The sequence below is a fragment of the Nonomuraea helvata genome, from assembly GCF_039535785.1.
GTDB lineage: Bacteria > Actinomycetota > Actinomycetes > Streptosporangiales > Streptosporangiaceae > Nonomuraea > Nonomuraea helvata.
Window position 1 is genome coordinate 614,022 of record NZ_BAAAXV010000012.1, and the last position, 13,235, is coordinate 627,256.

12 protein-coding genes and 1 pseudogene are annotated in these 13,235 nt (G+C 68.7%); 3 read left to right on the forward strand and 10 right to left on the reverse strand.

What is annotated here, in order from left to right:
• Positions 1–97 precede the first annotated feature (97 nt).
• On the reverse strand, positions 98–1,093 hold the full coding sequence (locus tag ABD830_RS53240; protein WP_345003288.1) for a LacI family DNA-binding transcriptional regulator: 996 nt from the start codon (positions 1,091–1,093) through the stop codon (positions 98–100).
• A gap of 409 nt (positions 1,094–1,502) precedes the next feature.
• On the reverse strand, positions 1,503–4,352 hold the full coding sequence (locus ABD830_RS53245) for a glycosyl hydrolase family 95 catalytic domain-containing protein (protein ID WP_345003289.1): 2,850 nt from the start codon (positions 4,350–4,352) through the stop codon (positions 1,503–1,505).
• A 756-nt stretch (positions 4,353–5,108) separates the two neighbouring features.
• Here ABD830_RS53245 and ABD830_RS53250 point away from each other — a divergent pair.
• The gene (locus ABD830_RS53250; protein ID WP_345003290.1) at positions 5,109–5,582 is read left to right on the forward strand and encodes an STAS domain-containing protein; all 474 of its coding nucleotides are present in this window, start codon (positions 5,109–5,111) and stop codon (positions 5,580–5,582) included.
• A gap of 87 nt (positions 5,583–5,669) precedes the next feature.
• Here ABD830_RS53250 and ABD830_RS53255 read toward each other — a convergent pair whose 3' ends face one another.
• From ABD830_RS53255 to ABD830_RS53270, 3 genes are all read right to left on the reverse strand, one after another.
• Positions 5,670–5,855 carry a hypothetical protein gene (locus ABD830_RS53255; protein ID WP_345003291.1) on the reverse strand — a complete coding sequence of 62 codons (186 nt, stop codon included), beginning with the start codon at positions 5,853–5,855 and terminating at the stop codon, positions 5,670–5,672.
• Positions 5,856–6,157: 302 nt separating this feature from the next.
• Complete coding sequence (locus ABD830_RS53260; RefSeq protein WP_345003293.1) at positions 6,158–7,150, reverse strand: L-threonylcarbamoyladenylate synthase; 993 nt, start codon at positions 7,148–7,150, stop codon at positions 6,158–6,160.
• A gap of 431 nt (positions 7,151–7,581) precedes the next feature.
• Entirely contained in the window at positions 7,582–7,998 is a 417-nt protein-coding gene (locus ABD830_RS53270; RefSeq protein WP_345003294.1) for a WD40 repeat domain-containing protein, read from the reverse strand.
• Between the two features lie 258 nt (positions 7,999–8,256).
• Between ABD830_RS53270 and ABD830_RS53275 the strand changes: the two genes are divergently transcribed.
• Positions 8,257–8,472, forward strand: coding sequence for a hypothetical protein (locus ABD830_RS53275; protein WP_345003295.1), 216 nt, complete (start codon positions 8,257–8,259; stop codon positions 8,470–8,472).
• A 114-nt stretch (positions 8,473–8,586) separates the two neighbouring features.
• A pseudogene (locus ABD830_RS53280) lies at positions 8,587–8,901 on the forward strand (Tn3 family transposase); the annotation flags it as partial.
• A 173-nt stretch (positions 8,902–9,074) separates the two neighbouring features.
• On the opposite strand, the gene ABD830_RS53285 reads toward ABD830_RS53280, so the two are convergent.
• The 5 genes from ABD830_RS53285 to ABD830_RS53305 all read right to left on the reverse strand — a co-directional run bounded on the left by ABD830_RS53285 (position 9,075) and on the right by ABD830_RS53305 (position 13,143).
• The gene (locus ABD830_RS53285; RefSeq protein WP_345003476.1) at positions 9,075–9,872 is read right to left on the reverse strand and encodes a maleylpyruvate isomerase N-terminal domain-containing protein; all 798 of its coding nucleotides are present in this window, start codon (positions 9,870–9,872) and stop codon (positions 9,075–9,077) included.
• Positions 9,873–9,874: 2 nt separating this feature from the next.
• The gene (locus ABD830_RS54610) at positions 9,875–10,675 is read right to left on the reverse strand and encodes a DUF4158 domain-containing protein (protein ID WP_378520876.1); all 801 of its coding nucleotides are present in this window, start codon (positions 10,673–10,675) and stop codon (positions 9,875–9,877) included.
• A gap of 47 nt (positions 10,676–10,722) precedes the next feature.
• On the reverse strand, positions 10,723–10,998 hold the full coding sequence (locus ABD830_RS53295) for a DUF4158 domain-containing protein (protein WP_345003298.1): 276 nt from the start codon (positions 10,996–10,998) through the stop codon (positions 10,723–10,725).
• A 132-nt stretch (positions 10,999–11,130) separates the two neighbouring features.
• Positions 11,131–11,904, reverse strand: coding sequence for a methyltransferase domain-containing protein (locus ABD830_RS53300; protein ID WP_345003299.1), 774 nt, complete (start codon positions 11,902–11,904; stop codon positions 11,131–11,133).
• A 699-nt stretch (positions 11,905–12,603) separates the two neighbouring features.
• Positions 12,604–13,143: an AAA family ATPase gene (locus ABD830_RS53305; RefSeq protein WP_345003300.1), complete on the reverse strand. Its 540-nt coding sequence runs from the start codon at positions 13,141–13,143 to the stop codon at positions 12,604–12,606.
• Between the last annotated feature and the right edge of the window lie 92 nt (positions 13,144–13,235).

Sequence of the window (13,235 nt, forward strand, 5' to 3'; positions counted from 1 at the left end):
AGCGTGAACGTTCACGTCACGGCCGTGAACGCTCACGACATCTGTTGGAAACGTCACGCTACGGAGCGGGGTGGCTCCATGTCAATGGGGAACTTCGTCAGGCGGATTCGCGCCAGATCAGACACGGGTTGACAACCCGACGCATGGGCGGCAGCGGAGCGAAGTCGGCCGCGGCGAGCTCTTCGGCGATGTCCAGCGCGGCTTTCACCACGGCCTCACGCCCCATCGACAACGTCGTCAGCCGCGGGAGCACCGCCTCGCCCAGGCTCAGCCCGTCTATACCGCAGATCCTGACCCGCCCGGGCACCTCGATGCCGAGCGCGTGCGAGGCCTGCACGGCGCCGATGGCCATGAGGTCGTTGTAGACGAGCACGGCATCCACTTCCGGGTGGGCGGCCACGAGCTCGGCGAAGGCCTTCCCGCCACCGGCCAGCGACTCCTCCCCGACCGTGATCATTCGTGCCGACTCGGCGCCCGCCAGCTCCTCGAACCACTCCCGCCGGAGCGAGGGATGGTAGGTCGGCGAGTCCCGCATGGTGAAGTCGGAATCGATCATCCCGAGGTGCCGTACGCCCCTGGCTCGCAGCGCCTCGATCGCATGCCGTACACCCTCACGCAGATCGATCTCCACCGAGTGCATGCCGGACCGGTCCATCAGGCGATCCACCATGACCAGCGGAACTCCCCGGCAGACCTGCGCGAGGTCGTCGTCCGGCAGGAAGAAGTGGCCCATGAACAAGTCCACCTCCCCCGCCAGCATCTCCATGGCCGCCGACTCCTCCTCCGTCTCCGTCGAGGCCATCAGCACGTGCCAGCCCCGAGCCGCGGCTGCGTTGAGCAGGTCCCCGGCGATCTCGGTGTAGTACGGGTTGCGGAACGAGGCGACCAGGTAGCCGATCGCGCGGGTCTTCTTCCTGGCGACGAGATTGCGGGCGAACCGGCTCGGCCGGTAGCCGAGGCGCTCGCACGCCTCCAGGACACGCTGTTTCGTCTGCTCGTTGATCTCTCCCATTCCGTTGATCGCGCGGGTCACGGTCTGCCGGGAAACCCCTGCAGCCTGGGCCACATCGTTGATCGTCACACGCTTCGCCATCGCCATCCTCAGGTCCGTACTGAAGCTGATCGTAGTGAAGAGCCGGTCATACGAAGCTCAGGAGCAGAAGCGGAATGCGGCGAGCCTGACGTCCCCGTGCAGGCCGATCCGAAGGTCGTGAACGCCGTCAGGTGCCGAGTCCAGATCCGGGGCGACGGTCGTCCACCCGTAGTGCCCCCCGGTGTCGGGCACCGCGATCTCGGCGAGCAGCCGATCGCCCGCTCAAGAACTCGCCCAGCACCCGCCCGCCTGATCGAGGGAGAGCGCACAATCGGCCGGCGCGCGGCACCATCGAACTCGACATCGCCTATCCAGGCCGAATCAAGTAAAGAAATGATCTTTACACACCTGAAGTGACAGCCTCGGCAGCGAGGTAGTGCGACGGAACGCGTGGGTGGGCTCCGGGGTGTCATATGGTGACGATCTGCCATTCCTGGTTGGCGCCGTTGTTGCCAGGCCATTGGATGATTCGGGCGCCGTCGGTTGTGGAGCCCCCTTCGACGTCCGCGCACAATCCGTTGCCGATGTTGACGAGTCGGTAGTAGCCGCTTGTGGCTGCGGGAAGGAGTTTCCACTGCTGGTTCGCGCCGTTGTTATCGGTCGCCTGGACGAGTGCGGCGCCCTGGTTGGCGTTCGGGCTGCTGAGGACCTTGCCGCTGCCGACACCGGACAGCCGTAAGGAGCCGTCGGAGTTCTGCAACATCCGCCACTGCTGGTTGGGCCCGCCGTTCCAGCGCCATTGGACGATGGCGGCGCCGTCGGCGGTGGAGGCGCCCGAGACGTCAAGCACCTTACCGCTGTTGCGGTTGACCAGGCGGACGACGCCGGTGGACGGGCCGCCGGCGCCCAACTCGACGGTGATCTGGGTAGTCGTACCTGCGGTGAGTGACACCTGCCTGGCGTAGCTGCCCAACGGCGAGGCGGCGACGCTCGCACCGGTGGAAACGGAAGCGATCCCGCGCCGGGAGATGAGCGTTACGGTCTGGGTGATGTCGGAGACGACGGTGGCGGTGACGGTCCGGGCGCCGATGTCCCATGTGAGGGACTCGATCCGGATGCGGTTGCGGCCGCGCACCCCGGTGATCGTGCCCTTGGCGAACTGATCGGGCAGGGCGGGCAGCAACTCTAGGATGCCGGGCCTCGTGTAGATCAATGCCTCGGCGAGAATCGCGGGCAGCGAATTGGCGGCATCGGCGTTGTAGATCGCCAGGTTCGGGTTGTGCGAGGTCATCAACGACCGGAAGATCATGTTGTTGCCCAGAATCTTCCGCACGTTGGTGTACACGCCGGCGCCGTCCTTGAGCCGGGCTCGGGCGAGGCTGCGGTGGATGGCGCCGTGAGCCTCCCCTGCCTCGTCCCCTCGCAGATCCAGGGCGCGGCTCGCGTAGCGGATCAGGTCGGGTTTGTCTTCGGGGTTGATCTCGTGCAGCGGCCAGAGCGGGTACATGTGCTGTACGTGACGGTGGTTGTATCGGTCGCTCAGGCTGGGCCACGACCATTCCGCGAGCGCCCCGTCGCCGTTGATCCGGTAATCGGGCATCTTGGCCAGCAAGGCGGTCCAGCGTTGCACGCCTTGGCCTGGGCCCTGCTCGGTGCCGAGGAAGTTAGCAGCCTCGATGGCGGCCTGCAGCGCGTGCTTGCCCGCGGCGATCTCGCCGGTCGCATTGATCGACAACTGCCTGCCCGTGTTGCCGGGGCTGTTCTCCATGGAGAAGCACGGCACGAAGATGACCTTGCCGTTGGCGTCGGTGCGGGTGAGGAAGTCCTCGTAGAACGACGCGAGCTCGATCAGGACCGGAGCGAGCTTGGTGCGATAGAAGGTGGCGTCACCGGTGACCTGGTAGTACTCGAGCAGCGGATAGAGCAGCCAGTCGGCGCCGCCAATCCAGGTGTGCCCGGGGAACCCGCCGTCGAAGTGCAGCATCTTGCCGTACTCGCCGTCGGTCCGGGAGGGAGCGAGCAGGCCGCGAGCGCCGTAGAGGTTTCTGGCGTTGGTGCGCCAGTCGTTGATCTGGCCGAGAATCAGGTTGAAGTAGCCGTCCATGGCTTCGGTGAGGGACAGGATGTTGCCGCCTGCGACCTGGAAGTTGACGTTGGCGTCGGTGGTGAAGTCGCCGGCCCATGCCGCGTCCCAGGCGCCCGTCCACAGGCCGGTCAGCCGGGGCGGCAGGATGCCGCTGGAACTGAGGAACAGGTAACGGCCGGAGTCGTACATCCGCTCCAACAACGCGAGGTCGATGACATTGCGGTTGGCATTCTGCCGCGCGATCAACTCGCTGGTCGACAATTGCCGATCGGCGGCGCTGACGTTCAGGTCGAGGCGTGAACGGTCGTACAGCGCGGTGTGCAGGGCAGTATGCCGCGTGAGCAAGCCCGTGTAGTCGGCGCTCAGCGCGGCCAGCGCCGTGTGCAGCGGTTTCGCGTCCCACGCGGTGGACGACTCGTAGCGGTCGAGTTTGGTCAGCAGCACGAGCTTGGTCGCCGAGGCCACCACGATGGCCGACCCGCTCACCCGTACCGAACCGCCGGTCGCGATCACCCGGGTGACGCCCTCATAGCCGAAAGCCCCCTGCCCGGCGGGGTATCTGCCCCGCAGGTTCAGGTAGCCATCACCGTTGGCGACCGTGGCCAGGGTGGTGAAGCCGACCGACCCCGGCACGCCGCTCAGGCCTGTGTTGACGCTCAGCGTGGTGTCGATCGTCCGGCCCGGCGCGGGAGTGAGCTCGTGGACGATGACCCCGTCGGCTCGAGAAGCGAAAGCCCGGCGGCTCCACGTACCGTAACCGTCGGTCCACGTCGAGGTGACCTCACCGGTCCTGAAATCGGTGATCCGGGCGTAGTCGTTGACCGTCGTCACCCCTGGGGCGCTGATCTGCAGCTCATAACCCGGATGGAAGGTCTGGGTCCAGCGCAACGACCAGCCGGAGGTGAAGTCACTGGTGGCACCGTTGAAGTCGCCGGCAAGCGCCTTGTCCCTGACCCCCGCCAATCGGCCCGACAGCACCGGCGGAGTCACGTTACGGGTGCCGTTGGGCAGCACGAACCGATGATGGGTGAAGACCACCTTCTCCAGACTGGGCGCACCGTAGAGCATGGCCCCGTACTCACCGTTGCCGGTCAGGAAGGCATCGGTCCAACCTGCCGCGGCGGCCGTATCGTAGATGCCGCGTTGCGGCAGCGTCAGCTGCGGCGGCACGGCAGCAGCCGCTCGGCCATTGAAGATTGCCGGAGGCAGCCCGGCAGCGCCGGCGGTGGCCACAGTGGTGGCGATGAAGTGTCGACGGTTCATCGGCGTGCTCATCGAAACTCCTGATGGCGAGGTAGGTGATGGTTTTGCCTAATGCCGCCCGTGCCGCCACGGCTGGTTCATCGCTCCGCACCGGGTGCCGTTCGACGAAACACCGTGATGTGGGGCACGCGGTAGAACGTCGACCCGGACCTGATTGAAACGATGTGGTTCGTCAACGCGATAAGGCATCCGACAAGGAATAGGTTCGCCGAAACGTATGACGTCCAATGTCTGGCGTCAAGGGGGACTCGCGATGCCGCGCAACCCGGCCTCGGATCCTGCGGATGACCGGCGTTTTCTCTGGACCATTCGTGAAATTTTCACCGGCAGAAGACCAGGTGTCAGGACGGTTGCGGCGAGCTCGGGTTCGCGCGTTACTTCCGCCTGTCATCCGTGAACGCAGCCGGTGGCCAGCAGAAATCGTCCCACCTCTGTAAGAGCCTGCTGACTAACGATTTTGGTCGCAGGGGCTGGGGTTGGGATGCGCGTAGAGGAGGTCGGGGGACGAGATGACCCTGTGGGTGGGCGCACGCAGGCAGGTTCTGGCGGCGCTGCGCGAGCGCGCCGAGCGGATGGAGCCTCAGCAGGCGGCCCGGGCCGAGCAGGCGCGGGCGCGAAGACCCCTGTCCCGTCAATGGGGTGCACCGGCCCAAGGGCGACCACCAGGTGCCGGGCACTCGGCCTACCGGTCGACTCGCAAAGCGGGTATGGCTATCAAGGCGGAAGATGACCGAAGGCGAAGACCTGCGCATGCACCGGGCCGGGATACGACCTGAGACCTGTGACGGCGGACGCCGGCCGCGCCAGGCTTCGAGCGCCAGGAACGCGCCCGCTCGGCATCCGAAAGGCATGACACAGTTAACGATCACTATCAAGCAGCGTCCCCGCTTCGCCCTCCTGGAGTTGGAGGAAGAGCTGGATCACCAGACCCATCCCGCCCTGCTGCACGCGCTGGATGGGCTGTTGACCGCTTCCCGGCCGCGCATCGTGGTCGATACCGCGCAGCTGGAGTTTTGTGACTCCCATGGCCTGTGGGTCCTCATCGACGCCCAGAGCCGGGCCGAGAAACGTGGCGGGGCGCTGCGGCTGATCGGTGTGCAGGGCAGCCTGGCCCGGCTGCTCACGGTCACCCAGCTGGTGGATCTGTTCCCCCCTTACAGCGATCTGACGCAAGCCCCGGCCTGGCCCGCTCGCGATTGACACACCAGGGGCCGCGAGCCACCCGCCGCCGACCGCAGCACCGCTCGTAGCAACACCTGTCACGGCGGCGCGGCCCAGGGCAGCGCGTCAGTTGATGCGGGGAAGGCGCCGGGTGAAACGCAGGCGCAGGGGGCATCCGCCTTCGGAATGGTCGATGAGGACCTGGTCGGATAACCGGGCGATCACCCACAGCCCGTAACCATGGGCGGCGATCGGTGGAGGCACCGCGGTGCGCTGCTGGAAACGATCGGCGTCACCGAACGCGCCGCGCACGGGATCATCAACGATCTGGTGCAGGAGGGCTATGTGGAGCGGGTACGCGAGGGCCGCCGTAACCGCTATGTGATCGTTCCCGGGCCGTCATCTGCGTCATCCCAGCCAGAACACCGTTCCCGTGCAACGGCTCATCGACCTGTTCGCCGGTACCGTCGTAGGCCCTGACGCGGTGCAGCGTGGCGCAGAGGCCGAAGAAGAGTCACCGGACACCTCGCGCCGGAAGCTGGACTGACGGGCGAGGGGCTGTCCACGTCTGCCCGGCCGGTCATTGTCATACAGAGGGGTGGCGTCGGTGCCGATCACGCGGCAGGCCGAGGTCCTGCGGCCCGGCGCAGCCGGTTGGCGATCGCGGTGCCCAGCCCCTGCTCCGCCGGAGGGGACGCGATGATGAGGTCACATCCTCGCTGGTCGAGTTCGCGCAGGAAGGCGTATAGCCCGCGCGCGTAGGCGGGAATCGAAGCGGGGACCGCCACCACGGCGTGCGCCTTCACCTCGGTGTCGGCGAAGGCGGGAGGAAGCAGGACGCCCACCCGATGCCCCGACTCCTGCGCGAGTTCCGCTTCGGCGACCACCTTCTCTGGCGCGACCAGGACGACCCGGGCACGCGGGGCGTAGTGCGAGGGATGCTGGCCGGGCACCCGGACGTGGCTCGTCACCGGGACCGCAAGCTGGCGCCCCAGCGCCGCTTCGAGGTCTTCGCGCGTCACTCCGCCGGGCCGAAGGATGCTCAGAGCCTCGCCCGTGGCGTCAACGATGGTCGACTCGACGCCGACCTGACAGGGCCCGCCGTCCAGCACGACGTCGACGGCATCACCGAGCTCGGCGCGGACGTGGCCAGCCGTGGTGGGGCTGACCGAGCCGAAGCGGTTGGCCGACGGGGCCGCGATGCCGCCGCCGAAGGCCGCCAGCAGCGCGAGCGCGACAGGATGGGCGGGCACACGCACGGCCACCGTCTCCAGGCCGCCCGTCGCTTCCAAGGGCACTCGGCGGCCGCGCCGCAGGACCAGCGTCAGCGGCCCCGGCCAGAAACGCTCGGCCAGCAGCCGCGCGGTGGCGGGCACCTCCTCGACCCAATCGCCCAGCTGCCCCGCGCCGCCGAGGTGGACGATCAGCGGGTGGGAAGGCGGACGCCCCTTGACCTGGAAGACGCGCGCGACGGCGGCGCCGTCGGCGGCGTTGGCGCCCAGACCGTAGACGGTCTCGGTCGGGAAGGCCACCAGACCTCCGCCGCGCAGCACCCCGGCCGCCCTGTCGATGGCCGCGCTGTCCATGTCACCAGGTCTTGCCGTCACCCTCACCATCCTCCCACTGTTTCTGCCGTTGCATTCCGCGCACGATGACGAACCGGTGCCCCACCCAGCGAGGTAGGACGGCTAGCAGCGCCGCCACCCAGCCGTGCCCAGCCCTACCCCGCGCCTACGCACCGTGGCCCTGCTTGCCCAGCCGTTCGGGCCTGCTCCCACGGCAAGGCAGGCGGAGGTCTGCTGCTGGTGCAGACGCTGCGCATCACCGGACTGGACAAAGCCCTATCCGAGCGGCTGGAGCGGCGGCGGCCCAGCCGCGCCGTCCACGACCCCGCAAAGATCATCACCGATCTGGCCCTCCCCTGGCGCTCGGCGGAGACTGCCGTGCCGGCATCACCATGCTGCGCTCCCAGCCCGAACTGTCCGGCACCGTCGCCTCCGACCCGACCGTCTCACTCCGCCGCCGGAGGGGGCTCTGATCAGCGGGCTGTCGGCGTCAGGTCCCACAGGTGGATCCGATGACCGAACGGGACGGTGCCGTCCGACCTCCGCGTGACGGCGGCCGGCGTGCCCGCGACCTCGGTGACCGATTCGAGGTAGCCGGTGAGCGGCTCGCCGATCTGCTCTCCGCGCGCCAGGTCCCACACGAGGGTCGTGGCCCTACGCGGATCGTTGGGATCGGGGTAGCCCCCGGTCAGGGCGATTGCGCGGCCGCCCACGGTCGCCGTGACCACGCGCTCGATTTTGCCGATGTGCCCGGTCAGCGGCGCCCCGATCGGCTCCTGGGCTGCGAGGTCCCAGATGCGTAGCCCGGGGCCGTCGCCGGCCAGCACCACGGCGCGGCCCTCCACCTCGGTGATCGCGATGCCGCCGACGGGAGACTCAAGTCCCGGCAAGTCCGCGCCGACCTGCTCGCCGCTCAGGACGTCCCAGGCTTGGCGGCACGCGCAGGACCCCAGTCGGATGCGCGCGGTGCCGGTCAGCTGCAGGACGGCTCCGGTGCCCCATCGGGGAACAACAACCCCGGCGCAGCGCTCTGCTCTCCGAAGCGTCCCCGCCCCAAATAGGATTCAGGCGATCGCGAGCCACGAGAAGGCCATGGGCTCGGAGGGGCATCGGCGCCGGCGTCTGGGTGTTCATCTAACGAGCGTCTGATGAACGTCGGCGGGAGCACGTCCGAGCGAGTGGCGGCGATGGACCTGGAGCTGGCGGTCGAGCTGCTGGCGAGGATGGGTGGGGCGCCGGCGAGCATACTGCTGACGAGGATGGCCCCGGAGCCGGTCGATGGGCTGCTGGGCAACATGGATGAGACGCGGGCGAATGAGCTGCGGGCTACCGCGAGGGGGGAGGCGGACCAACACCGGGGTTGAGGAACCCAGGAACAGCCGTTGGCACTTAGAATGATCTTGATCGAAGCGTGACATCCGGTTTCGGTGTGTGATCTCCCTACCTGGAGGTCTCTGGCCGTGGATGATGCGATGGATGGTGGAGTGGGCACCATCCACCAGCCGTACCGGGACGGGATAGAGGACCAGCTCGGCTCACTCGGCCTGATCCTGAACGCCGTGGTGCTCTGGACGACCCGCTACATCGACGCCGCCGTCGTCCAGCTTCGCGCGGAGGGTCATGAGATCCGTGACGAGGACGTGGCCCGGCTGTCCCCGCTCAAGCACAAGAACCTCAACGTCCTGGGCCGCTACGGCTTCACCACCACCCAGCCGGCGGGCGGCACCCTGCGCCCGCTGCGCGACCCGGACGCGGCGGGACTCGATGACGACGAGGACGGCGCTGAGAACTGACGGCGTCAGGTGCCGACCAGGCGCACCGATCAGCTTGTTAGCCGCCGCCTTGGTCAGCCGCTTCGCAGCCGTGACGGTCTGCTCCACCCGCGGCCCCGAGGCCACCACGGCGTGGTTGTAGCCGTTGGCGGGAGGCATGCCCCGGGGCGTACGAGGTGGCGCATCGTCACGTCCTACTCATCCGGGTCCCAGGCGCTGAGCTGCGCGAAGAGACGTCGGTCGCCGTCGAGCTGCAGGGAGTCGATCGGGATACGGTCGTACAGGATGAGGACCAGCTCGCTGGCCGTGCCCCGAGCGGAGAAGAAGGCGGCAGGCGCGTTCGGGTCCTGGCCGGCAGCGGTGGCCAGCATGGTGCCGGGCCCGGGGAGGCGAACGGTCCGTGCGCCGTCGGCGGAGAGCGAGAGGCGCCAGGAGCGGCCCTCGGAGGCGTGGAAGTCGAGGGCAGCGGGCTTGTGCGGCCAGGCACTTGTCGTTGCGACGCAGGTGGACAGGAACTCGTCGACACCGTCGAGCGCCACCTCGTCCGGCAGCGGCCGCGGGGCACCTACGGTGATCTGGGCGTCGTACGTGTGCACTGCCATCTGCTGGAGCTGGTGCCGAGCTACGGCACCGGAGGTCTGCGGCGACTGCGACGTCCCCCACCACGTCCAGCAACCGCGGTCCGGGCCGGCCTTCCGCAATGCGTCCAGCAGTTGCTCCGTGGACTCCGCCAACCAGGCCAGCAGGGCCTCGCGCTCCCGAGGCGCAGCCGGGGCGCCCTCCGCTGCGGACTTGGCCGGAGCGGGCCCTGCGGCGACGGTGGCGGCCCAGTCGCGGCGCCCCTCGCCGATGTGCTGCGCCAGATCGAACAGCGTCCACTCGGGGCAGGTCGGCACCTGTGCGTCGAGGCTGGGCGCGGAGCCGACCGCGGCGCGGAAGGCAGTCGACCGTTCGTCGATCAGTCGCAGCAGAACGGGGAACTCGAGCGTCATTGTCACCCCGAATCTCTATCACTGCGTTCCGACAATCGGACAGCGATTTTCACAGCCGCCGTCGCGGGCGGACCCTCACCACCGCGGAGAAAGGAGCGCCGACAGCGCACCGGAGGCCTGCTGCGGTACCACCGCCTGCTGCACCCGGGACGAGGAAGCCCTCGACCCGGCCCAGAGCCCGGCCGAGGCGAAGGCCGCCGCCGGCTGCGCGTGCGGCAGCTGAGGCACCGACCGGACGGGAGGCCGGTGAGCACGGCGACGACGCCGGGCCGTGGTGCTGACCGGCGCACCGGTGTCCGGGTCAGCCCTTGGCGTCCTCGCCGTCCTCCTCGGAGGCCCAGCCCGACCCCGGCCAGCGTCGCCAGCCGGTTCGGCGGCACCAGGTCCACCTTCACCCGGCCCAGCCGGAATGCGGAGATCTCGTCCACCCGCTCCAGCGCCTTCGCCATGCTCGTGCCCGTCGTCCGCGTCGGCGGCCGGCGCAGCCGCTCCAGCTCCGACACCCGGCGTCCCTCCGGCACCTGCCACCAGGCCCCGGGCAGCGCGCTGTCCGCCCGCCTGGTCGCGTTCGCCACCGTGGCGTGCAGCCGCTTCTCCGCGACCGCCCGCACCTCGGCAACCTGCCGGGTCGGCACCGGCACCCCGGATAGCAGCACCTGGTGGCGCCGCAGCCACCCAACCGCCTGGTTGAACAGCGCCACCTGCCCCTCGGCGTGCGTCCACGCCCGCCCGTGCAGGAACGTGCGGAAATCCCGGCCCCACTCCGCCTCCTCGAACTGGTGGTAGCCGTAGGCGTCCCGGATCTTCCAGGCGTGCTCGTACGCCGTCGTCTGCCGCTCGGTCTACCGCTTCACCACCGAGGGGTCCTCGACGCCCAGGTGTTCGGCCACGTACGCGACCATTGGCCACGGCACGTCCAGCGGCCCTCCAGGAACAGCCCCAGGTACCGGACGGTGCACATCTGCAACGAGAAGCCCAGCCGGCTGTGTTCACCCCGCCGCTTCCCGATCAACCTCCCCTCCACGTCATCGAGGTAGCAGAACCGCTCCATCTCCGGGCGCGTCGGCTCCTCAACGAACCGTCCGTACGCCTCGGCCTGCTCATCAGTCAGAAACTCCACCGGCACGCGGCCGACGGTAATCCCCGGCCGACCCGCTCATACGATCTTCCGCCGAAACCCCGCCCCGAAGACGATCACCGTGGTAGGCGGCCCGATCGGACCTTAGCGCTAACAGCTGCTCCGTTGATCCCCGAGGCCTTATCCTGGGCGGCGTCCCCATACCGAGATCAGCGGCGCGAGGGTGAGGTCGAGCTCGCCGGCATCGATAGCCGCCAGATGCGCGTCGATCTCGGCGTCGTTGGCCAACCCAGCGGCGAGCAACTCGGCGCGGACCATGCGCACCGTCGCGGTCTCCAGCCGGTCGCAGGCTACCCCGCCGACCGGGAAGCAGCCGGCCGCCGTGACATCGACCAGGCCGGCCGCACGCAACACCCGCGGCAGCGTACGGCCGTAACGCAGGTCAGCGCCGCGGCGGGTCATCAACTCCCGGACAGCGCGCCGCAGCCGGTTGGCGCGCTGCTGTGCCGGGCCAACCTCATCGAGGCAGGCCAGCGGCTGCAGCTCGGTATCGGCGTCCTCGACCAACAGCCAGCCACCGGGGCGCAGCGCCGCCACCATTGTCGCCAACGCCCGGGCCCGGTCGGGCACGTGGACGAGCACGAGCCGGGCGTGTACCAGGTCGAACGTGCCTGGCTGCGGCGGCGGGTCCCCGACGATGTCGTGCCGGAGCACCTCGTACCCGCCGTGCGGGTCCAACCAGGCCGGATTGATGTCCGTGGCCAGCACGTAACCGGTTGGTCCGACGGCCGTGGCGAGTGCCTCGGGAATGCTGGGGCCTCCGGCACCGACTTCCCAGCAGCGCCAGCCCGCCTTCACTCCGAGCCGGTCGAAGTGTCCCCGTGTGACACCGTCGAACAGCTCGGCCAGCCAGGTGAACCGCTCGCCCGCCTCCACCCGGGCGTTGTCGAGCAAGTAGCGGTGACCCGGGGCAGACCCAGGGGTGTGCGGCGATGGGGGGCCGGACCCCGCACCGGCAGTATTCACCGCCCCGCCTGAGGTTGTGTCCGGCTCGGACCCGGGGTGAGCGAGGGGCTGCGATGAACTCATGCCTACATCCTCACGACCTTCCGCGTGCTGTGTCAGCGCGACATGGAATGAAACCAGACGGCCTCCGGGCCTGGTGGATCGGACCAGATTTTGGCACCGCGCCACTACAAAACGAATGCGGTCGAAGTACGCCAAAAACGCGCCGACCGCAGGCGCACGGTGTGGGGCCCCACCCCGGACCGGTTCCAGAATGCAGACTGTGCGGCGTCTGAAGAACGCGCCATCGCCCTCATAGACAGCTGCTCGTCGCCTGTGGTGACGTCAAAAGCAGCTGCCGGTGTGTGCGCGCTGCGGGTCGCGTGGTGCCATCGCCGCTCGGCAAGAGCGTCCACGCAAGCAGACCTTGCTGGAACAGCCGAGAGCGGCGGTCCGTGGCGTGCCTCTGTTCCCGCAGGGCATCTGGCTTCCGGCGTCATGTCTTGGTGGTGGCTGCCATCCAGCCTTCGGTCCAGGCGCTGGAGGACGTCATGCTGAAGCCAGGCCGCCCACCACGGACCGTCTCGGCGCTGGCCGCGCGAGTGGGAGCCGTTCGACAGCTTTGCTCAGGGCCGGCAGCCCGGCTGCTCACAGGCGGGTCGCCTCGCCAGCCACTAGACCGGTGTCCTGGAGAATCAGCCCGACGGTCTCGGGCAGTGTGCTGCTCTCGTTGATGATCGTCTCCGTTGCGCCGGGGAGGATGTCCTGCTCGAGGTACCACTGCCGCATGTCATCGGGGCCGAACCGGGTGTGCTGAGGCCGCGTCTCGTGTCTGCGGAGCGTCTCTTCCCAGGAAGCGTCCAGGTAATAGCCACGGCTTGTGCCTCGATGATCGCGAAACAGCGCTTGCAACATCTCTCCGTAGCGGCTCCGGGCGAGGATGCCCTCGAGGATGACGTGATGGCCGGCGTTCAGGGCGTGGCGGCACATGACGTCGAGCAGCCCGATGTTCACGCCGCCAGGCTCGTCGAGCTCGCGCAGGATCTCGCGGCGTACCATGTCCTGACCGATGAGGGCCATGCCGCGCTGGCCGTACGTTTCCCGCACGGTCCGGGCCACAGTGGACTTGCCGGATCCGGAGTTGCCGCGGATCACGATCAAGACCGTGTTCGGTGAGCCAGTGAGCACCGTACGACGGTACAGGGTCGCCGCCGGCATTGAGGGCTCGGCGCTCGGGTCGCCGTCACCAGGGGCACGCAAGGACCCGCTCGCATAGAGCA

What these genes read in the sequence shown, in the direction of transcription:
- ABD830_RS53250 (WP_345003290.1), top strand. Translation starts at nt 5,109, where the DNA reads ATGACCGAAGGCGAAGACCTGCGCATGCACCGGGCCGGGATACGACCT.
- ABD830_RS53275 (WP_345003295.1), top strand. Translation starts at nt 8,257, where the DNA reads ATGAACGTCGGCGGGAGCACGTCCGAGCGAGTGGCGGCGATGGACCTG.
- ABD830_RS53240 (WP_345003288.1), bottom strand. Translation starts at nt 1,093, where the DNA reads ATGGCGAAGCGTGTGACGATCAACGATGTGGCCCAGGCTGCAGGGGTT.
- ABD830_RS53285 (WP_345003476.1), bottom strand. Translation starts at nt 9,872, where the DNA reads ATGACGCTCGAGTTCCCCGTTCTGCTGCGACTGATCGACGAACGGTCG.